General features: G+C 62.2%; 15 protein-coding genes. 9 read left to right on the top strand and 6 right to left on the bottom strand.

Translation table 11 applies throughout. The features are described 5' to 3' along the window. Positions 1 to 76: 76 nt before the first annotated feature. Positions 77 to 2,584 (top strand): FUSC family protein, encoded by a 2,508-nt coding sequence (locus tag ACZCWR_RS08100; protein ID WP_487303179.1) that lies wholly within the window; start codon positions 77 to 79, stop codon positions 2,582 to 2,584. Between the two features lie 10 nt (positions 2,585 to 2,594). Here the strand turns inward: ACZCWR_RS08100 and ACZCWR_RS08095 are convergent, their stop codons facing one another. The 3 genes from ACZCWR_RS08095 to ACZCWR_RS08085 form a co-directional block, all read right to left on the bottom strand. Beyond that, on the bottom strand, positions 2,595 to 2,822 hold the full coding sequence (locus tag ACZCWR_RS08095) for a hypothetical protein (protein WP_487303178.1): 228 nt from the start codon (positions 2,820 to 2,822) through the stop codon (positions 2,595 to 2,597). Positions 2,823 to 3,121: 299 nt separating this feature from the next. Next, positions 3,122 to 3,412: a type II toxin-antitoxin system Phd/YefM family antitoxin gene (locus ACZCWR_RS08090; RefSeq protein WP_487303177.1), complete on the bottom strand. Its 291-nt coding sequence runs from the start codon at positions 3,410 to 3,412 to the stop codon at positions 3,122 to 3,124. 224 nt (positions 3,413 to 3,636) lie between these two features. Further along, on the bottom strand, positions 3,637 to 4,110 hold the full coding sequence (locus tag ACZCWR_RS08085) for an Lrp/AsnC family transcriptional regulator (RefSeq protein ID WP_487303176.1): 474 nt from the start codon (positions 4,108 to 4,110) through the stop codon (positions 3,637 to 3,639). A 148-nt stretch (positions 4,111 to 4,258) separates the two neighbouring features. Here ACZCWR_RS08085 and ACZCWR_RS08080 point away from each other — a divergent pair, with 148 nt between their 5' ends. Next, on the top strand, positions 4,259 to 4,846 hold the full coding sequence (locus ACZCWR_RS08080) for a cysteine dioxygenase family protein (protein WP_487303175.1): 588 nt from the start codon (positions 4,259 to 4,261) through the stop codon (positions 4,844 to 4,846). Between the two features lie 15 nt (positions 4,847 to 4,861). Here ACZCWR_RS08080 and ACZCWR_RS08075 read toward each other — a convergent pair whose 3' ends face one another. Both ACZCWR_RS08075 and ACZCWR_RS08070 read right to left on the bottom strand, forming a co-directional pair. Beyond that, positions 4,862 to 7,459 (bottom strand): mechanosensitive ion channel family protein, encoded by a 2,598-nt coding sequence (locus tag ACZCWR_RS08075; RefSeq protein WP_487303174.1) that lies wholly within the window; start codon positions 7,457 to 7,459, stop codon positions 4,862 to 4,864. 95 nt (positions 7,460 to 7,554) lie between these two features. Next, complete coding sequence (locus ACZCWR_RS08070; protein ID WP_487303173.1) at positions 7,555 to 8,025, bottom strand: BCAL1086 family glycoprotein; 471 nt, start codon at positions 8,023 to 8,025, stop codon at positions 7,555 to 7,557. Positions 8,026 to 8,254: 229 nt separating this feature from the next. Here ACZCWR_RS08070 and ACZCWR_RS08065 point away from each other — a divergent pair, with 229 nt between their 5' ends. The 3 genes from ACZCWR_RS08065 (at position 8,255) to ACZCWR_RS08055 (ending at position 9,996) form a co-directional block, all read left to right on the top strand. Next, the gene (locus ACZCWR_RS08065) at positions 8,255 to 8,836 is read left to right on the top strand and encodes a DJ-1/PfpI family protein (protein ID WP_487303172.1); all 582 of its coding nucleotides are present in this window, start codon (positions 8,255 to 8,257) and stop codon (positions 8,834 to 8,836) included. A gap of 188 nt (positions 8,837 to 9,024) precedes the next feature. Continuing rightward, positions 9,025 to 9,333, top strand: a complete 309-nt coding sequence (locus ACZCWR_RS08060; RefSeq protein ID WP_487303171.1) for a hypothetical protein — start codon at positions 9,025 to 9,027, stop codon at positions 9,331 to 9,333. Between the two features lie 153 nt (positions 9,334 to 9,486). Beyond that, on the top strand, positions 9,487 to 9,996 hold the full coding sequence (locus ACZCWR_RS08055; RefSeq protein ID WP_487303170.1) for a DUF6622 family protein: 510 nt from the start codon (positions 9,487 to 9,489) through the stop codon (positions 9,994 to 9,996). Positions 9,997 to 10,003: 7 nt separating this feature from the next. Here the strand turns inward: ACZCWR_RS08055 and ACZCWR_RS08050 are convergent, their stop codons facing one another. Beyond that, the gene (locus ACZCWR_RS08050; RefSeq protein ID WP_487303169.1) at positions 10,004 to 12,166 is read right to left on the bottom strand and encodes a TonB-dependent siderophore receptor; all 2,163 of its coding nucleotides are present in this window, start codon (positions 12,164 to 12,166) and stop codon (positions 10,004 to 10,006) included. Between the two features lie 256 nt (positions 12,167 to 12,422). Between ACZCWR_RS08050 and ACZCWR_RS08045 the strand changes: the two genes are divergently transcribed. The 4 genes from ACZCWR_RS08045 to ACZCWR_RS08030 all read left to right on the top strand — a co-directional run bounded on the left by ACZCWR_RS08045 (position 12,423) and on the right by ACZCWR_RS08030 (position 20,047). After that, the gene (locus tag ACZCWR_RS08045; RefSeq protein ID WP_487303168.1) at positions 12,423 to 13,838 is read left to right on the top strand and encodes an MFS transporter; all 1,416 of its coding nucleotides are present in this window, start codon (positions 12,423 to 12,425) and stop codon (positions 13,836 to 13,838) included. Between the two features lie 667 nt (positions 13,839 to 14,505). Further along, the gene (locus ACZCWR_RS08040) at positions 14,506 to 15,333 is read left to right on the top strand and encodes an IclR family transcriptional regulator (RefSeq protein ID WP_487303167.1); all 828 of its coding nucleotides are present in this window, start codon (positions 14,506 to 14,508) and stop codon (positions 15,331 to 15,333) included. A gap of 232 nt (positions 15,334 to 15,565) precedes the next feature. Next, the gene (locus tag ACZCWR_RS08035) at positions 15,566 to 16,909 is read left to right on the top strand and encodes an MdtA/MuxA family multidrug efflux RND transporter periplasmic adaptor subunit (protein ID WP_487303166.1); all 1,344 of its coding nucleotides are present in this window, start codon (positions 15,566 to 15,568) and stop codon (positions 16,907 to 16,909) included. Between the two features lie 15 nt (positions 16,910 to 16,924). Further along, positions 16,925 to 20,047 (top strand): MdtB/MuxB family multidrug efflux RND transporter permease subunit, encoded by a 3,123-nt coding sequence (locus ACZCWR_RS08030; protein WP_487303165.1) that lies wholly within the window; start codon positions 16,925 to 16,927, stop codon positions 20,045 to 20,047.

Here is a 20,047-nt window from a genome sequence, read left to right as displayed (position 1 = left end):
GACGAGGTTCGAAGCACGCATGACTTGAGTTAGACTCGAAGTCGCTTTGTGTCCACGGCATCAGATCAGGAAGTCGATGCGCTATTCGTTCGAAATCAGGAAGTTCATCTACAGCCAGTATTTCTTCGGCGGCCTGCGCATCGCGCTCGGCGTTTCCATTCCCGCCGTGCTCATGCTGATCGTTTTCCATAACCGGGAACTGGGCTTCACCATCGCGACGGGCGCGCTCGGCGCGTGTGTCGTCGACATGCCGGGGCCGCTCAAGTACAAGCACAACGAAATGCTTGCGTGCAGCCTGATCGGCTTTTGCTCGGCGCTGGCTACCGGTATCGCGACGGCGCATCCGGTCACGTTGTGGCTGACGGTCGTGCCGCTCACGTTCGTGTTGTCGTTGATCGTCGTGTACGGCAACCGCTGGCCGCAAATCAGCTTCGCCACGCTCTTCATGATGGTCGTCACACTCGAAGAACATTTCACGCCGATGCAGGCGCTCATCAACGCATCGTGGATTCTCGTGGGCGGACTTTGGTACACGTATTGGGCGACGCTCGTGTCCCACTTGCTGGTGTATCGGATCGAGCAGCAGGCGCTGGCGGAGAGCATCTTCAGTTGCGCGGAATATCTGCTCGCGCGCGCCGAGTTTTACGACAGCGATGCCGACCTCAACGAGTGTTATCGCAAGCTGATCGAAAAGCAGACGGCGGCGGTCGAGCGGCAGGAGGCGGCGCGCGATATCGTGCTGCGCAATCTGCCGAAGATCGCCAGCGGCAAGCTCGATGCGCGGCGCGCGCGGCTCTTCAATCTGTTCATCAACGTGGTGGATTTGCACGAGTTTTTTGTCGGCGCGCATACGGACTATCCGCTCGTGCGCAAGACGTTTGCGGGCTCGGATGTGCTGATCTTTTATCGCGATCTGATGCGCAAGGCGGCGGCGGATCTCGAAGAAATCGGGCTTGCGGTGTTGCAGAACAATCGCGCGCCGAAGACGATCAGCATGAAGGCCGAATTGCGCGCCATCGAGTACGAATTGGAACTCATGCGCAAGCATGGTTTGCCGGAGAAAAACGCCGAAGCGTATGCCGCCGCGGCCGCCGTGTTCCGGCGTTTGTGGAGCGCGACGCGGCTGATCGACAAGATGCGCCGCCGCACCCGCGACGACGCCGGTCCGATCGAAAACGAAATGCAGATCGACCACGCGCTGTCGCGGTTCATATCGAGCCGGCGCGTGCCGTTCGGGCAGATATTCACCAATCTCACGATGGCCTCGCCCAGTTTCCGGCATGCGCTGCGCGTGACGATTGCGGTGGGCGTGGGCTTCTGGCTCGGCAGATTGCTGCCGCTCACCAATGCTTACTGGATCGTGATGACCACGGTCATCATCCTGAAGCCGGGCTATTCGCTCACCAAGCAGCGGAACACGCAGCGGATCATTGGCACGGCGATTGGCTGCGCGGTGACCATCGCGCTGATTTTGCTCGTGAAGGACTCGCGCATTCTGCTGGTCGTCATGTTTGCGTCGATGGTGATGAGCTACAGCCTGCTGCTGTTCAATTACGCGGCGAGCGTGGTGTTCACGTCGTCGTATGTGCTGCTGATGTTCCATTTGCTCGCGCCGGGGAGCATGCGCATCATCGGCGAGCGGGCGATCGATACGGCGGTCGGCTGCGCGATTGCGATTGCGGCGAGTCATCTGTTCCCGTATTGGGAATACCGGCTGATGGGCAAGCTCGTGAAGGACTTGCTTGCCGCCACGCGCAATTATTTGGAAGCAAGCTGGTGGTGGCGCGCGAAAAGCACGACGCCTCCGGATGCGCGGGCGCGTTCCGCTGCCGGCGCAAACCTGAGTGCGGCTTTCGCGGATGGCAACGCAGGCGCGGCGGCGTCATCGTCCGTGGAAACGATGGAGCCGGAAGTCGTCAGCGCACCGCTCGAACCCGAAGTGGTCACAGCAGCCGCGATCAAGGCCGCGAGCGCGACGGCGGAACGGCTGGCGTCAGTGAGCATCGGCGAGAGCACGGCGGCGACGACGAGCAAGGGCGCATCCGCTGCCGCGACGATTGCGGCGACGGCGCTGGATCGCGACTTCCGCTATCGGCTCGCGCGCAAGAACGTGCATGTCGCGTTCGCCAATCTCGCGCAGGCGTTTCAGCGGATGATGCTGGAGCCGAAGGCGCAGCAGCGTTATGTCGCCGAACTGAACGATTTGCTCGTGCAGAGTCATGTGCTGGCGTCGCAGATCACGGCTGCCGCGCCGTTGCTGCAATCGCTCAACGAAGCGGGCGGTCAGCCCTTCGAGCCGGTGCAGCGGACCTTCGGCGTGGTGCGCGACAGTCTTTCCGATGCACAGGAAGTGCTGCCTCAGCCCGCCGTCAAGGACGATGGCGATGCACCGGTCACATCATCGGACCCGGTAAAGGAACTGCGCCGCGAACTCGATGCGATGGTCGTTGCCGCCGAACGCGCGCAGTCGCTTTCGCCCGATGCGCTGCACGATCTGAAACTGCTCGCGCATCAATGCAAGCAGATGCTCACGGCGTCCGCGCTGATCGGCAAGGACGCGACGCGGATTCGTTTGCCGGCGTAATCGCCGAGAGCTATTTCGATGCGGACGCGCCCAGCGCCGGCACCGTGAGATGCGTGTCGCTCGTCGCCGAAGGCGTGTTTTGCGCGTCGAATTCTCGCTTTTCGCGGATCGCGTTGAACAACAACGTGCCGATGACCAGCAGCACCACGATCACGATAAACGCGCCAATGGCGAAGGTCGGATTCTTTTTGCGAGGCGTATTGCCCGGGCGGCGTTCGTTACGGCGATCATCGGTCATGGCGGGCGCGGCGGTTCCAGAAAATGGCGTTAACGTGCCGACATGGTACAGGGGTTGGTTTTCAGTTGGGTTGCGTGGGGAGGGGTCGCCATGGTCAACGTGTGCGGGTGCGCGCCACGTCGTACACGGAACCACGCTCGCGCTTGCCGACTGCGATCACTTCGACGGTGACTTTCGAATCTTCGACGCGGTAGACGAGCCGATTTGAAGCCGTCCTGCAAACATTACTTCTCGCCGACATGACCGGCATTGTTTAGCGTACGCGATTTCTTAACCGTCGTTAGCAAGGAAATCGCCGCTCACAAATCCTTCAAACTCACGCTCACAGCCTTTTCAAGACTCCGCGCACGGACGGTCTCCGCCGCTTCGTGGTCCTCCAGACTTTCGCAGACCGCTTCCCAACCGGCTGCGGGAACGAGATAAGCGACCACTTTGTCGCCATCAAGAACCGCGACCGGACCATCGGCCCGTTCGATGATGTCACCAGGATCAACCTTGAGTTCGCTGATGCCAATCGAGACTCGCGCGAGAATACTTTGCATGGCTATATCCGTTTCGAGAGCGCATTTCGCCAGAACGGAACGGCTCATCCAAAAGGCCAAATATTAAGTCCTTCGGATTGATTCGCCGAACGAACCCACCCCGCGAAATTCACAACTTCACCGCCACGCTTGGCCACCCCGCCCGGCTGACCCATACTCCACACGATTCCATGCACGTCTGATTCCGGCGAGGGCTGCCAGGGGCAATGCCGGGATACCTAGTGACCGGACGTGTTAGGCCGCTCTCCGCGAGCGGCTTTTTTTTGCGCGCGTCAGGACTCGATCGTGGGTCGCACGGGAAGCGCGGTCGAATACTTGATCTGCTCCATCGCGAAGCTGGAACTGACGTCGTAGAGCGGCACGGCGCGAATGAGTTGCTTGTAGACGCGGTCGTAATCGTCGATGCCCGACACCACCACGCGCAGCAAATAGTCCGTCTCGCCGCTCATGCGATAAACCTCGACCACTTCGGGAATGTCGCGCACGGCGCGCGTGAAGTCTTCGGCCCAGGTCTGCGTATGTTGATTGGTGCGCACCGCGACGAACACCGTCGTGCCAACACCCAGCTTCTTCGGATCGCACAAGGCGACCTGCGCGCGGATCACGCCCGTCTCTTTCAATCGCTGCACGCGTTTCCAGCAAGGCGTCTGCGAAAGATTGACCCGCTGCGCAAGCTCGGCAATGGGCATGGTCACGTCGTTCTGAAGCAGTTCGAGCAACTTGCGATCGATGAGGTCCATTCCCATGCTGCATCCCTGATAGGAAATTATTCTATTTTTCGAGCAATGAGCGGAAGTATATGGAAACTCTTTCTGGAAGCAAACCGGTATAAATGATGTGGTCGATTCGCGACAAATTCAGCGATCAAAACCTCACGAACACCGCGCCGTCATCATGAAACTCGAAACCGTCAGCCGTCCTGCTCATTCGTCGATGCCCTTCGCGCGCCCGGCATCCGAAGCCACTGCGCTTGATACTTTGTGCGCCGAACTCGACGCGGCGTTGTCCGTCATCGAAATCGGCGCGCGTGCGCCGTTCGGTCAACGCGTGCGGGCGGCGCTGCAACGCGCGATTGCCGATCCGCGTTTGTTGCGGGCGGATCAGCGCATCGGGAGCGCGCAGGGTTATCGGCGTCATCTGCTCGCGGCGGACCCGCTCGGGCGATACGCCATCGCGGCGCTCGTCTGGGCGCCGGGACAGGCGAGCCCGGTGCATGGGCATCGGACATGGTGTGCTTATGCGGTGATCGAAGGGACGCTCGGCGAGACGCTCTACCGCTGGGATGCCGATGCGCAAGCCGCCACCGAAGTGCGTCGGCATCCCCGGGCGGCGGGTGCGGTTTCCTACGTCGATGCCGGACGCGGCGCGATCCATCAGCTCGGCAATCCGGCGGAAGCCACGTCGCGCGCCATCTCGCTGCATATCTACGGCGTCGCGGGCGCGGAGATCGCCACGCACGTCAACGATCTGCTCGCGGCATAAAAAGCCCTTCCACTTTCAGCCCTTCCCCGGCTCCGGCGAAGTCGGAATCTGCGGCGGAATCTGCACCGATTGTTCAGTTGGCGGCGGCGCGGCGCGCGGGGCGTGCGACACATCGCGCGCACCGTCCGTCGTGCGTGACGGCGGTTGCGGTTCGAGGCCGGCCATGTCGAGCGCTTCTTCATCGACGAGCGCGGTTTCATCGCCGGTCCAGATACGGCGCGCGTTCGACTTCTCGTCCAGCACGTCGCGCGTCATCTGGATATGCATTTGCGGCACGGGAATCTCCATGCCCGCTTCGTCCATCTTCCGCTTGATGCGCAGATTGAACGCGCGCGCCACGCTCCATTGCTGGAGCGGCCGCGTCTTGATCTGGCCTTTCACGACCATCCAGTTCGGATCGAAACGGTCCAGTCCCCACACTTCCACGGGGCCGAGCATCTCGCGGCGGTAACGTACGTCCGCCATCAGTTCCGCGCCGACTTCGCGGATCATCTGCGTGACGTCATCGACATCAGCCGTGAAGGGCACGCGCACTTCGAACACGGCATAGGCGAAATCGCGCGACAGGTTCTTCACCGTCTTGATCTGCGAGAACGGAATGGCGTGGATCGCGCCCTGGCCATCGCGCAGGCGCACGGTGCGGATCGTCAGGCTTTCGACGATGCCCGCATGCCCGCCTTCCACCTCGATCGAATCGCCGACCGAAATCGTATCCTCGATGATGATGAACAGCCCCGTGATGAGATCCGCCACCAGCGATTGCGCGCCGAAGCCGACCGCCAGCCCGATCACGCCCGCGCCCGCCAGCAGCGGCGTCACGTTCAGGCCGAGATTGGCCGCCGTGACAATGGCCGCGATCATCAGCAATCCGACGAAGACCACGTTGCGCACGAGCGGCAACATGGTGCGCGCGCGCATGCTCGGACCGCGTCCGCCGCGCCGCGACGTGTCGGGCCTGAGCGCTTCCTGAATGCCGGTGTCGATCAGAATCCACACCAGCCAGACAATGAAGAACGTCATCACGATCATGCCGAACGCCTTCGTGATGCCGCGCGCCGCCACGCTTTGTTCGGCCAGTTGCACGAGCGAGAAGCCCCAGAACCGCGACGACACTTCGAGGAACACGAGCCACACGCCGGTGACGATCATCGTGCCGAGAAACTTGACGAGCCGCCGCACGTAGGCCGACTGGCGGCGCGGACGCTGCGATCGCGGCCGCGTGATGCGCACGACGATTGCCGACAGGAAGAACGCGACGACCAGCAAGCCCGCGGTGGCAATCGCCATCTGCAAGACGTTTTCCGAGGTGCCGATGCCCGCGAGCGTCGCCACTACGGATGCCGAAGCAAGCAACAACAGCGGCAGTTGCCAGAGCGAGGCCACCACGTCGAAGGTCTCGGTCGCCGCCTTGCGCGAATTACGCTGCTCGTAGCTGCGGCTGCGGATCAGATGCGCGACGGGCCGCTGGAACGCCAGCGCGAAGTACGCGGTAAGACCCGCCGCGCCCATGTTCGCGAAGGTCGAGATCAGCGCGGAGAGGTTGGTGCCAAGTTGCTGCGCGACATCGTAGTTCGAGGCGGCGTCGCCGAGCGCGCCGAGCGTGCCGATCACGAACAGCAGCCTGCGCGCACGCAGGATCAGCACGTTCACCGCCACGCGCCGGTGCGCCGAGCCGAACAGCGAAAACATGATGAGGCAGATGGCCGAGAACACCGCGCCCGCGACGATGGCGTAAGCGGTGACCATCGCGAGCGTGCGGCCAAGCGAGACCGGCATCCAGCGAGAAAAGGTCAGCGCGGCGACGAACGCCACCAGATACGGCGCGACGCGGCGCAGCGTGAAGCGCAGCAATTCGCCCGTAGTCGGATTCGAATGCAGCCCGGCCTCGATGTTGTAGCGCTTCATCATGCGGCGTTGCAGCCAGACGAGCGCGAAGGCGCACACGCCCCACCCGGCGAGCATCGCGAAATAGTTGAAGATTGTCTTGCCGAACGTTTCGCGGCTCTGGCTCGTGACGATGGTGAAGAGTTCGTTGCCGGCGGCGTTGAAACGGCCGCCCCAGTACGCGATGGGCGTCTTGCCGCGCCTCACGTCCGCTTCGATGCTGGTGAGCCCCGAGGCAATCGCGCCGAGCAGTCCCGCGTTCTGCGCCATGCTTGCCACGACCGATGAAGCCGTGGACGGCGCGGGCGCGCTTGCGCCGGATGCGGCGGTGGCGGTTGCATCGGCGCTGCTGGCGGCGGGTGCGGCGGCGCTGGCGCGCTTGGCATCGCGTAACTTCTTGAGTTGCGAGACGAGCGCGCCGCGTTCCTTTTCGCTGTCGAGCGTGGAGATGACGGTGTCGAGCGAATGAACCACGTCGGCGTCAGGCGCAGACGCAGCGGACGCAGGTTCAGGCGCGGATGCAGGCCGGATCAGTTCCTCGAACGACGGCAGATTGAGCGCGGGCGCGGCCTGCGCGAGCGCGGGCACGAACGCGAGCGCCATCAATAAAGATGCGCTCCGGGCGACAGTCGCGATGGATTTGATTCGTGCGATCCCCGCAAGCGTGGCGAGCAAGGACATCCAAACGATCGCGAGCGCGCCGAAGTGCGCGAGCTTGCGTGACTTCATGACGGTCTCGAATTTTGAGAGACCGACAGTGTAGCGGCTGCGCCTGACGCACCCGCCGAACCGGTGTAACCGAATGTTAAGCGGCGATGCCGCTTTTATTTGTCCATTTCCGTGCGCGCGCCGCTCGCATCACCCGAAGAACTCGCGCTCGACGGCGCCGATGTGCTCGATGTACCGGAAGCGCCGGGCGTCGCCGACCACTCCTGCAACTTGCGCCCCGCCGACTGCAAACCCGCGCCCGTCGCGCTCGCGGCGTTGTCGATGGCCGTATTGGTCGCGCTCGCGGCATTGGCGAAATTCGCCTTCGCCGATTCCACGACGCTGTTCGCGGAGACATCCGGCATCGAGCCTGCGTTATCGAAGTTCTGCTGCGCGGATTGTTTGGCGGCATCGACCTTCTGGCCGACGTAGCTTGCCGCCTGATCGAACTTCTGGTTGGTCTGGCTCGCGAAATTGTTGAGCGCGCCCGCGGCCTGACCGGCGGTGGCGTCGTGTTTTTCGCAGGCTGCGAGCACCGCCAGCGCCGAAAGCGCGACCGCGATGCGGGAAACGGGTGTCATGCGCATGGTCTTACCTTCTGCCGTGAACCGAGGTGAAAACAACGTGAAACCGTGAGACTTTCGTCTGTCTCGAAATTGGCGCTCATGATACGCCGTCGCCGCGCGCGCACCGGAAAACGCCTGTCGCGCATGCCCTGAAACCGTCGAATGCGCGGAGTAGACTGGCTTGCGCTTCCCCTGCGTGCGTCCGTCGAACGGCGGTGCGCGCCGATCATTCCCTTTCCGGAGACTCGCAATGCCTGCAAAGAAGATCCTCTTTCTCACCGGCGACTTCGCCGAGGACTATGAAACGATGGTGCCGTTCCAGGCGCTGCTGGCCGTCGGCCATTCGGTCGACGCGGTGTGTCCCGGCAAGAAAAGCGGCGATCACATCAAGACCGCGATTCACGATTTCGAGGGCGATCAGACCTACACGGAGAAGCCCGGCCACTTGTTCCGCCTGACCGCGAGCTTCGACGATATCGACCCGGCGCGTTACGACGCGATCGCCATCGCGGGAGGGCGCGCGCCGGAATATCTGCGAATGAACGCGCGCGTGCTGGAAGTCGTGCGGCACTTCGCCGAGGCGGGCAAGCCGATCGCGGCAATCTGCCACGCGGCGCAGTTGCTCGCGGCGGCGGGCGTGATCGAGGGCAAGCGCATTTCGGCCTATCCGGCGTGCGCGGCGGAAGTGAAGCTCGCGGGCGCGACCTACGCCGATATTCCCGTGGACGATGCCGTGACCGATGGCAATTTCGTCACCGCGCCCGCGTGGCCCGCGCATCCGGCGTGGATTCGACAGTTTCTCGTGCTGTTGGGCACGCGTATCGAACTGTAAGAAGCCTGTTGGCATGGGATGCCGGCGCTGCGTCGGCATCCGCGATGCATGAAGTTTGCTCAGTAGTGCACGTCATTCGTCAAAGAAATAGAGTATTCCCTCCACAATTAAGACTCTTCTGGTTTGGACACAAAGTGTCTTGAAATATAGTCGCGGGCAGCCTTGCAATCACACCGAAGTCGCCCACCATGCTCTTAATGAATCTTGTCATCGCCCTCGCCGCCGGGGTGATCCTGTTCGAACCGTTCACGCGTCCGCCCGTCTCCCGTTTCACCACGCATCGCATGCGCCGCTGTCTCGCCAAGCGCTCGTACTATCAGGCGGGCGCCGCGTTCTTTGCGGCGCTGCTGATCGCAACCAGCCAGCCCGCGCCGGAAAGTATCTCGCCCGTGTTCGTGCTCGTGGTGTCAGTGCTGCTCGTCACGGCAAGCCTCTACTGGGTCGTGCGCGGAAAGCGCCTGCTCAGACAGCGCCGCGTGTTCAACGACATTTATTGAGCTTGCAAATCGCGGTCAGATAAAAAGGGCGGATTATTCCGCCCTTTTTTGTTCCTCTCAGGTCTGCAACCGCGCCATCATTCAGTGCTAATTCAGCGTGCCTATCATCCACCTCATCGATAAACCGAACGAATTCATCTGAGGAGCACGGTCATGTCAGCAGCGGAAATTCTTCACGGCACGCCTACCTGGGTCTGGGTGCTGCTCGTCGTTCTCATGATTCGCGGCATCAGCGCGATGAAAGGCGGCACCTCGCCGCTCTCGAAACTCGCGATCATGCCGGTGGTGTTCGGCGGCATGGGCATCGTGCATCTGATCCACGCGCCGGTCGCGATGAGCACCGCGTCCTGCGCGTGGGTGATCGGCTTGCTGGCGGGCATCGTCGGTGGCGTGTATTTCGCGAGCCGCTCGCGCTTTACCGTCGATCCGGCCGCGCGCACTGTCACCCTGCCCGGCTCCGCGCTGCCGCTCGTTTTGATCCTGACCATCTTCGCCGCCAAGTTCTGGCTCGGCTTCGAGATGGCGACGGCCGTGAGTCTCGCCTCGATCGCGCTGTACACGATCATCGGCGCGTTGATCTCGGGCGCGGTGGCGGGCATGTTCGCGGGACGCTTCATCACCTACTGGAAAGCGATGCAGGTGCGCCAGATCATGCCCGCGTGAGGCTGCATCACCAGTGGTAGTTCATCCCGGCGAAGACCTGACGGCCGTAGCCGAACGCGCACCAGCTTCCGTAGTAGCACGACGCCACGTACTGCTTGTTGAACAGGTTCTGCGCGTTCACGTAGAGTTCCGCGCCCTTGAGTTGCGGGGCGGCGCGGCCCAGGTCGTAGTTCAGCGTGGCGTCGACCAGGAAGAAGCTCTGCACCTTGAAGCTGTTGTCGGCGCTGTACGTGGTGCCGGTGTAGCGGCCGCCCGCGCCCATCGACAAACCGGCGAGCGGCCCGCGATTGAGCGTGTAGTACGCCCACAGCGATGCCTGATTCTGCGGCACGGCCGGCAGGAACTTGCCGTCCAGCCCGCTGTTGTCCTTCGTGTACTTGGTGTTCGTGTACGTGTAGCTACCGGTGACGTTCAGCGAATCGGTCAGGCTCGCCTTCGCTTCGAGTTCGACGCCCAGCGAGCGCGCCTCGCCCACGGCGGACTGGAAGTTGGGATTGGCGGCATCGACGGTCAGAAGATTTTGGCGCGTCAGATCGAACAATGCGGCCGTGAAGAACGCGTTGTAGCCCTTCGGCTGGAACTTCACGCCCACTTCGTATTGATGCCCGCGCTCCGGCTGAAACTGCTGGCCGTTGATGTCGGTGCCCGCCTGCGGCGTGAACGATTCCGTGTAGCTCACATACGGCGCGATGCCGTTGTCAAACACATAACTCAGCCCCGCGCGCCCCGTGAACGCGCGGTCGAACTGATGCGACTGCGTGCCGTACGTCGTGTTGTTCGAATCGCTGCTCGCCCAGTCTTCACGTCCGCCGAGCGTGAGGATCACGTTGTTCCAGCGCAGTTGATCCTGCGCATACACGCCGTATTGCGTGCCGCTCAGAATCTGGTGATAGCGGTCGGGCGGCGTGACGGCCTGCGTGTAGTCCGGCGCGAAGATATCGAGCGTCGGCGCGGTGCCGAAGCCTGCGTCGAAGTTGCTCGCGTAGTGCTGGTAATCGAAACCGAACAGCACCGTATGGTCGATCGGACCAGTCGAGAAATTCCCTTCGACCTGATTGTCCAGCGAGATCGTATTGAGATTGTCGCGCGATGCCGCCGTGCCCCGGTCCAACGTGCGAAGATCGTCTTCCAGACCGCTGCCGTACACGCTCTTGTAATCCTGCGCGAGATGCAGCAAGCGCGCGTTCGAACGGAACGACCACGCGTTGGTCAGCTTGCGCTCGAACTTGTAGCCGATGGCTTCCTGCACGCGGTTGAAGCTCTCGAAGTTCAGGTCGCCGTCGTAGAAATCGCTCGACAGCTTGCCGTTCGGATTGAACAGAACGGTGCCCTGCGGCGGCACGCTGCCGTACGCGGTGCTGCGCGGATCGTGTTGATACACGCCCAGAATCGTGAGCGATGTCTTGCTGTCCGGCCGCCACGTGAACGACGGCGCAATCGCGATGCGCTCGTTCTTCGTCGTGTTCACCTGCCCGTCCTCGCTGCGCGCGATGCCCGTCAGGCGATACAGATAACGCTCATCGCCGCCAATCGGGCCTGAGAAATCGAACTTCGCCGCTTTGTGCGCGTAGTTGCCGAACTCCACGCCCACTTCGTGCAGCGGCACCGTGGTCGGCAGCTTGCTTTCCTGATCGACGAGACCACCCGCCGCCGCCTGACCGTAGAGCACCGACACCGGCCCCTTCAACACCTCGATGCGCTCCATCAGATACGGGTCGATCTGCGGCGTGGCGTACCACTGATTGTCGAGCAGCTTGAGACCGTTCCAGTACTTGTCGGCGTCGAAGCCGCGCACCTTCAGCAAGTCGTAGCGCGTCGCGATGCCCCCGCGCGTTTCCGGCGTCACGCCCGAGACATAGCGCACGGCGGCGTTCAAGGTCTGCGCGTTCTGCTGATCCATCTGTTCGCGCGTGACGACGGACACCGACTGCGGCGTCTCCAGAATCGGCGTGCCGGTCTTGAGCGCGGACGATTCCTTCGCGACATAGCCCTTCGTCGGACCATAAGGCTGATCGGTCGGCGCGGTGACCTTGACCGCGGGCAGCGCGTTGTCACCTGATGCCGGGCCATCCGTCGATTGCGCGTAGGCCATCGGCGCGGCCGCGAAAAGCAGCAATGCCGCCAGTTTCATGGGCCGCAACGCGACCGGACTCGTTACCCCTGAATTCATCTTGTACGTTCTCACTGTTCTCAATCGCCGTGAAAGACAAACATCGCAAATGCGAATGCTTATCATTTGGGCGGCGATTGTGCCCGGACGTTTTATATTTGTAAAGTTTTGATTCGGGATTTTTTGGATGCGAATGGCACGTGGAGGTTGAGGAACGAAGAAGTAAAACGCGCGGCGGATGCCCTGCCGGTAAGGACTTTGACGGTATCATCCTCGGGCACTGCCTCGGACTCGCCATTCCAACGTAGAAGGTGTCATGTCGAACAACGCGGACGAACTGCAAGCCGATCAAAAGAATCTGCACGAAGCCCCGGAGGAGCCGCCCGTAGAGGCATCATTCGAGGCACCGAACGAACCCTCCACCGACGCACCGCCCGTCGTGCGAACAGGGCCGCTCTCCGAAGCAAAACTGTTCGGCCGCCAGACGCCGCCGACGTCCGCCGATCCGGTTCCTGCGCCCGCACCCAAACCGCCGGGCGCGACCACCGCCAGCGGTTATCGCGCGCTCGCCGGTCTCTTGCTCGGTTACGCGCTGCTTATCACCGGGAACGGGTTGTTCCAGACGCTCATCCCGTTGCGCATCATTCAGTCAGGATCGCCGACGCTGCTCGTCGGCCTCATTCAGTCGTGCTACTACGCGGGGTTCATCCTCGGCGCGGTCGTGAACCGAAGGCTGATCGACCGGATCGGGCAGCATCGGACATTCGTGGCGTTTTCGGCGGCGGCGTCGATTCTCGCGCTCGCGTTCGGCGCGTCGCAGTCGCCGTGGGTGCTTGGGCTGGTGCGGTTGTTCACCGGCGTCGCGTTCATGGGTTTGTACACGTCGATCGAAAGCTGGCTCAACGGCACGGTGCAGAACGAAAAGCGCGGGCAAGTATTCGGCACGTACGCCGCGATCAACTATCTCGCGGTCGGCTCGGGTCAATTTCTGCTGAACGTGGGCGCGGGTTCGGGCGGCCAGCAGTTCTCGATCGCGGCCGCGCTCTTCGCCGCCGCCGTGCTGCCGGTCACCTTGCTCGAAGGCTGGCCCGTCAAGGTCGCCGATGAAAACCTCGACCGCATGCCCGCCCGCACCTGGGGCGAGAGCGTGCGCGAGATGTTGGCCGCCGCGCCGCTCGCGGTGCCGGGCTGCATCCTCGCGGGTTTCATCTACAGCAGCTTCTACGCGATGATGCCCGTCTACCTCGAACGCACCGGCTATTCGACGAGCGAACTCGCGACGTTCATGGGCGTCGCGCTGATCGGCGCGCTGGTGCCGCAATGGCCGATGGGCCGTCTCTCCGACCGCGTGGACCGGCGGCGTCTCGTGTACTACACGGCGTCGATCTCGGCAGCGCTGAGCGTCGTGCTGTTCTGCTTCGATGTGCGCGCCATCACGTGGTGCGCGACGCTTGCCTATGTCGCCGTCACCTTCACGCAATATGGGCTGATCGTGTCGCACGTGCATGACCGCACGGAGGCGCACTTGCGTGTTGCTGTTTCGGCGACGCTGCTCGTGCTGTTTTCACTTGGAGGGATGGCAGGCCCGGCATTGGCTTCGGCGCTGATGACGCTCGTCGGCCCGAGCGGCCTGTTCCTGTTCAACGCGTTGTCGTGCGTGGCGCTCGCTTTGTGTGCACGTCGCGCACTCGGGCTGTCGTTGCCGACGCTCGGGACACGCACCGAAAGTTGAGTGATCGATTTTGTCAGAACTGGCCAAGCGGTCCGTGAGATTGGCGGACATCGCCAACATTCGACCCCATAATAAGAGCGTGCATGCGCTGCAAGCTTGCGACATTGCGGTGCACGCTGCCCCAATACACCGAATGCCATAAGCAATCGTTTTCGCTGCCTCTAGAGTGTTTCTTCGGTTTCGCTTTAAGAGGCGACTTTTTAACCGGTATCAAACAGTTATTGCGCATCCGCATATGGACAAAAAATGTACATGTGAAAGCAATGAAATCAGGTTTTTAATCCCGCTTATCCCCATTCTCTTTTCCGCCGCACAAAAAAAAAGGCGCTACGTTGCCGTAGCGCCTTAAAAGTTCTAGCCATTCCGAGGGCCGTGCTAGAACCTGAGAGCCGGTGATTCGAGCCTTACAGTGGAAAGCAAGTCACACACATCGCTGCAAGTTTCGAAATTCGATTCCATTTTTTATGGTCTCAGGACCTAAGTCAAGCAAAATTTCGCACGTCGGGCAATAGCCCAAAGTCTCGCAAAATCCGGTGTTGTTAAAAAAAGTTTCACTCGAGATGCTACAAATAGCCGAGGCTTGCACACGCTGCAAACTTTGAGATTCGATTGGATAGAGCAAGGCTCTGCCACCCTCGAAACGATGTTTCACAATTAAATTCAAAAAATGAACACGCCAAACAGTACGACAACGGGCCGTGACAAGACGAGAGAGAAAGAGGGCGAAGAAGTAACCGCATTGGCGCGAGGTCTCGATGTTCTGCGTCGAATCGCAACCGCCGATGCGCCCGTGAGTAATCGCGAGTTGACCGAATGGACCGGCATTCCGAAGCCGACGGTATCGCGCATTACCGCGACGCTCGTAGGCGCGGGATTGCTTTTGCGTCTGCCGGACAGCGAGCGCTTCGTATTGACCGCGTCCGTTCTCGAACTGAGCAATGGCTTTCTGCGTAATTTCGATATTCGCGCCCGCGCGCGGCCGTTTCTCATTTCTTTGGCGGAGAAAACCGGCATGTCCGTGCATCTCGCGGTGCGCGACCGGCTCGAAATGGTCGTGATCGATTCGATCCGCCCACGTTCCGCCGTGCTGGTGTCGCGCCTGGAAGTGGGCGGCCGGATGGATCTGAGCCGCACCGCGGTCGGGCGCGCTTATCTGATGGTGTTGCCCACGCAAGAGCGTCAGGCGTTGATCGGCAGTCTGCAAACCGCATCCGGCGATGACTGGCCGGCCATCGCGCGCGGCCTGCAACTCGGGCTCGACTACGTGCGCGACAACGGCTACGCCATTTCCATCGGCGAATGGCATCAAGGACTGAATGCGATCGGCGCGGGCTTCATCGGGCCATCCGGGGAACGCTACGCGGTGAATTGCGGAGGCGCGGCGCATCAATGCCCGCGCGAAACACTCGTCGATGACGTCGCGCCCGCGCTCCTCGCGTGCATCGCGGATATCTCCCACGAGATCGGCGGCACACCCGTGTCACCGATGCCCTAGTAAGATAGCGCCCCACTCCCCTTCGAGCGAGTTGCCTCGCGCCTTGCACTTGCAGGCGCGGGCCGTGTAACACTCGTAATCGGCCGAAAGAATGACCGGTGGACGGGCCTCGGTGCGGGACGTAGCATCATGCTTCGCGCGAGCGCTGCCGTTCGCACGTCGCAGCGAGCGCATCGCGGGACGCCGCCCATCCGCTTCACGTAACAGACTCGAAATACCAGCCAGCGAACCGATGGACGATCAAAAGCATTCTCCCGGGCAGCCGCGCCCCGGCACTCCTTCCCCCGTCACCGATCAACCGGCGCGCAAACGCCGCATCGTGCCGCTTATCGTGGCCGCGCTGATCGTCGCGGGCGCGCTTGCGTGGTGGCATCCGTGGAACCGTACTGCGCCGGATGGCGCGGGCAACGCATCGCAGGCGCGTCAGGGCGGTAGACGCGGCGGACCCAACGCCAACATGGCGCAACCCGTGCATGTGGCAACGGTCACGCAAGGTGAGATGCCGGTCGTCATCAATTCACTTGGAACGGTCACGCCGCTTGCCAATGTCACGGTCAAGACGCAGCTAAACGGCATTCTCACGCAAGTCGCGTTCACCGAAGGCCAGATGGTCAAGCGCGGCGACCTGCTCGCCCAGATCGATCCGCGTCCGTATGAAATCTCGCTGCGCAATGCCGAAGGCGCGCTGGCGAAGGATCAGGCGTTGCTGCAAACCGCGCGCCTCGATTTGCAGCGCTATCAAACGCTGCTTTCTCAGGACTCCATCGCCAAGCAGACGGTGGATACGCAGGCCTCGCTCGTCAAGCAATACGAAGGCGCGGTGAAGTCCGATCAGGCCAATGTGGACACCTACAAACTCGATCTGACCTATGCGCGCATCACCGCGCCGGTGTCGGGGCGCGTGGGTCTGCGTCAGGTCGACCCGGGCAACTACGTGACCACCGGCGACACCAACGGCGTGGTCGTCATCACGCAATTGCAGCCGATCAGCGTGATCTTCACCACCTCCGAGGACAACCTCGGCGCCATTCTCAAACCGCTGCGCGCGGGCAACAAGATGTCGGTCACGGCCTATGACCGCGCCAACACAGTGGCGCTCGAATCCGGCTATCTCGAGACGGTCGATAACCAGATCGACACGACAACCGGCACCGTCAAGCTGCGCGGCACGTTCGACAACAAGGGCCTCGGGCTCTTTCCGAATCAGTTCGTCAACACCAAACTGCTCGTCGATGTCATCAAGGATGCGGTCATCGTGCCGACTCCCGCGGTGCTCAACGGTTCGTCGGGCGCGTTCGTGTATGTCGTGAAGCCGGACAACACGGTCACGGTGCGCAACGTGAAAGCGGGTCCGGTGGATGGCGAACGCACCAGCATCAAATCCGGGTTGCAGGTGGGCGAGCGCGTGGTGATCGACGGCTCCGACCGCCTGAAGGAAGGCGCGAAGATCACGATCCCGGCGGACAAGCCGAAGGCGGCTTCGGGCGCTTCCGGTGCTTCGGGTGCGTCGGCGGCGGCGCCTGCATCGGCGGCGTCGGGCGCGCATCATCATCGGCATCAGCAGCAGACGCAGTAAAAGCCAGGCCAACGCATGAATCCCTCCCGCATTTTTATCCTGCGCCCGGTCGGCACGGCGCTCCTGATGGCGGCGATCATGCTGGTCGGGCTGGTCGCGCTGCGCTTTCTGCCGCTCTCGGCGCTGCCCGCGGTCGACTATCCGACCATTCAGGTGCAGACGTTCTACCCCGGCGCATCGCCGGACGTGATGACTTCCAGCGTCACCGCGCCGCTCGAAAAGCAGTTCGGGCAGATGGCGAGTCTTAATCAGATGTCCTCGCAAAGTTCGGCGGGCGCATCGGTCATTACCTTGCAGTTCAGTCTCGATCTGCCGCTCGATATCGCCGAGCAGGAAGTGCAGGCCGCGATCAACGCGGCGGGCAATCTGCTGCCGTCCGATCTTCCCGCGCCGCCGATCTACGCCAAGGTGAATCCCGCCGATGCGCCGATCATGACGCTCGCGGTCAGTTCGAAAACGCTGCCGCTCACGCAGGTTCAGGACTTGGCCGATACGCGTCTCGCGCAGAAAATCTCGCAGGTCGCGGGTGTGGGCCTCGTGTCGGTGAGCGGCGGCAACCGCCCCGCCGTGCGCATTCAGGCGAACACGCGCGCGCTGGCATCGTATGGCTTGAATATCGACGATCTGCGCACGACCATCTCCAACCTGAACGTCAACACGCCGAAGGGCAACTTCGACGGTCCGTCGCGCGCCTACACCATCAACGCGAACGATCAGTTGACCGACGCCGACGCCTACAAGAGCGCGGTGGTCGCCTATCGCAATGGCCGGCCCGTCATGCTGACCGATGTCGCCACCATCGTGCAGGGCGCGGAAAACACCAAGCTCGGCGCGTGGGTCGATTCCACGCCGGCCATCATTCTGAACGTGCAGCGTCAGCCGGGCGCGAACGTCATTCAGGTGGTGGACGGCATCAAGAAGCTGCTGCCGGGTCTGCAACAGGCGTTGCCCGCCGCACTCGATGTGCGCGTGGTCACGGACCGCACCACGACCATCCGCGCGTCCGTGCGTGACGTGCAGTTCGAACTGGCGCTGTCCGTGGTGCTGGTCGTGCTGGTCATTTATCTGTTCCTCGCCAACGTCTACGCCACGCTCATTCCGAGCCTGTCCGTGCCGCTCTCGCTCGTCGGCACGCTGGCAGTCATGTACCTGTGCGGCTTCTCGCTCGACAACCTCTCGCTGATGGCGCTGACCATCGCGACGGGCTTCGTGGTGGATGACGCCATCGTGATGATCGAGAATATCGCGCGTTACGTCGAAGAAGGCGAGCCGCCGCTGGAAGCCGCGCTGAAGGGCTCGAAGCAGATCGGCTTCACCATCATCTCGCTGACGGTGTCGCTCATCGCGGTGCTGATTCCGCTGCTTTTCATGGGCGATGTCGTCGGCCGCCTGTTCCACGAATTCGCCATCACGCTGGCGGTGACCATCGTGATTTCGGCGATCGTCTCCCTCACGCTGGTGCCGATGATGTGCGCCAAGCTCCTTCGTCACACGCCGCCGAAGGACAGCAAGCGGTTCGAGGCGCGCGCGCATCGCTTCATCGACTGGGTGATCGGGCGTTATGCGGTGGCGCTCGAATGGGTGCTGGAACGGCAGCGCGCCACCCTGTTCGTGTTCCTGCTGACGTTGATCGTCACGGCCGTGCTGTACGTGTTCATTCCCAAGGGCTTTTTCCCGACGCAGGATACCGGCGTGATTCAGGCGATCACGCAGGCGCCGCAGGCCGCGTCCTATCAGGCGGTGGCCGATCAGCAGCAGGCGCTCGCCGCGAAGATTCTTCAGAACCCGGACGTGGAAAGTCTGACGTCGTTCATCGGCGTGGACGGCGCAAATATCACGTTGAACAGCGGGCGCATGCTCATCAATCTGAAGCCGCGCGATGACCGCAGCAATACGTCGAGCGACGTGATCCGCAGCATTCAAAGCGAAGTCGCGGATATTCCGGGCATCAAGCTGTACATGCAGCCGGTGCAGGATTTGACGATCGATTCCACCGTGAGTCCGACGCAATACCAGTTCATGCTGACGGACCCGAACGCGACCGAGTTCGCCGAATGGGTGCCGAAGCTCGTCGACCGGCTGCAACACACGGATATCCTCACCGATGTCGCGACCGACCTTCAGCAGAACGGCCAATCGGTGTATATCGAGATCGACCGGCCGACTGCCGCGCGCTTCGGCATCACGCCCGCGACGGTGGACAACGCGCTGTACGACGCGTTCGGTCAGCGCATCATCTCGACCATTTTCACGCAGTCGAACCAGTACCGCGTGATTCTGGAAAGCGAGCCGTCGGATGCGCATTACAGCGAAATCCTGAACGGCATCTACCTGCCCTCGTCCACCGCGACGAACGGACAGGTGCCGCTCTCGGCCATCGCCACGTTCCATGAGCGCGCCGCGCCGCTGCTGGTCACGCATCTCGGGCAATTCCCGGCGACCACGGTGTCGTTCAATCTCGCCAAGGGCGCGTCGCTCGGGGCGGCGGTGAAGGCGATCGATCAGGCAAAGAACGATATCGCGTTGCCCGCGTCGTTCCAGATTCGCTTTCAGGGCGCGGCGCTGGCGTTCCAGGCGTCGCTTTCCAACGAACTGTTCCTGATTCTCGCGGCCATCGTCACGATGTATATCGTGCTCGGCGTGTTGTACGAGAGCTTCATCCATCCGATCACGATTCTGTCCACGCTGCCGTCCGCAGGTGTCGGCGCGCTGCTTTCGTTGATGATTACCGGCAACGATCTGGACATCATCGGCATCATCGGCATCGTGCTGCTGATCGGTATCGTGAAGAAGAACGCGATCATGATGATCGACTTCGCACTGGAAGCGGAGCGCGAGCAAGGCAAGTCGCCGCGCGATGCGATCTTTCAGGCGTGTCTGCTGCGTTTCCGTCCGATTCTCATGACCACGATGGCCGCGTTGCTCGGCGCGCTGCCGCTCATGCTCGGCTGGGGCGCGGGTTCGGAACTGCGCCGGCCGCTCGGTATCGCGATTGTCGGCGGCCTGATCGTCTCGCAGATGTTGACGCTGTTCACAACGCCCGTGATCTATCTCGGCTTCGAATCGTTGAGCCGTAAGATGCGTGCGCGCTTCGGGCATCACCTGAATTCGCCGCGTCCCGCGAACGACAGGAGCTGA

It is taken from the genome of Caballeronia sp. A2-2, from assembly GCF_057612605.2.
The sequence above is the reverse complement of the archived record's forward strand: the minus strand, read 5'-3'. Positions and strand labels throughout refer to the sequence as shown.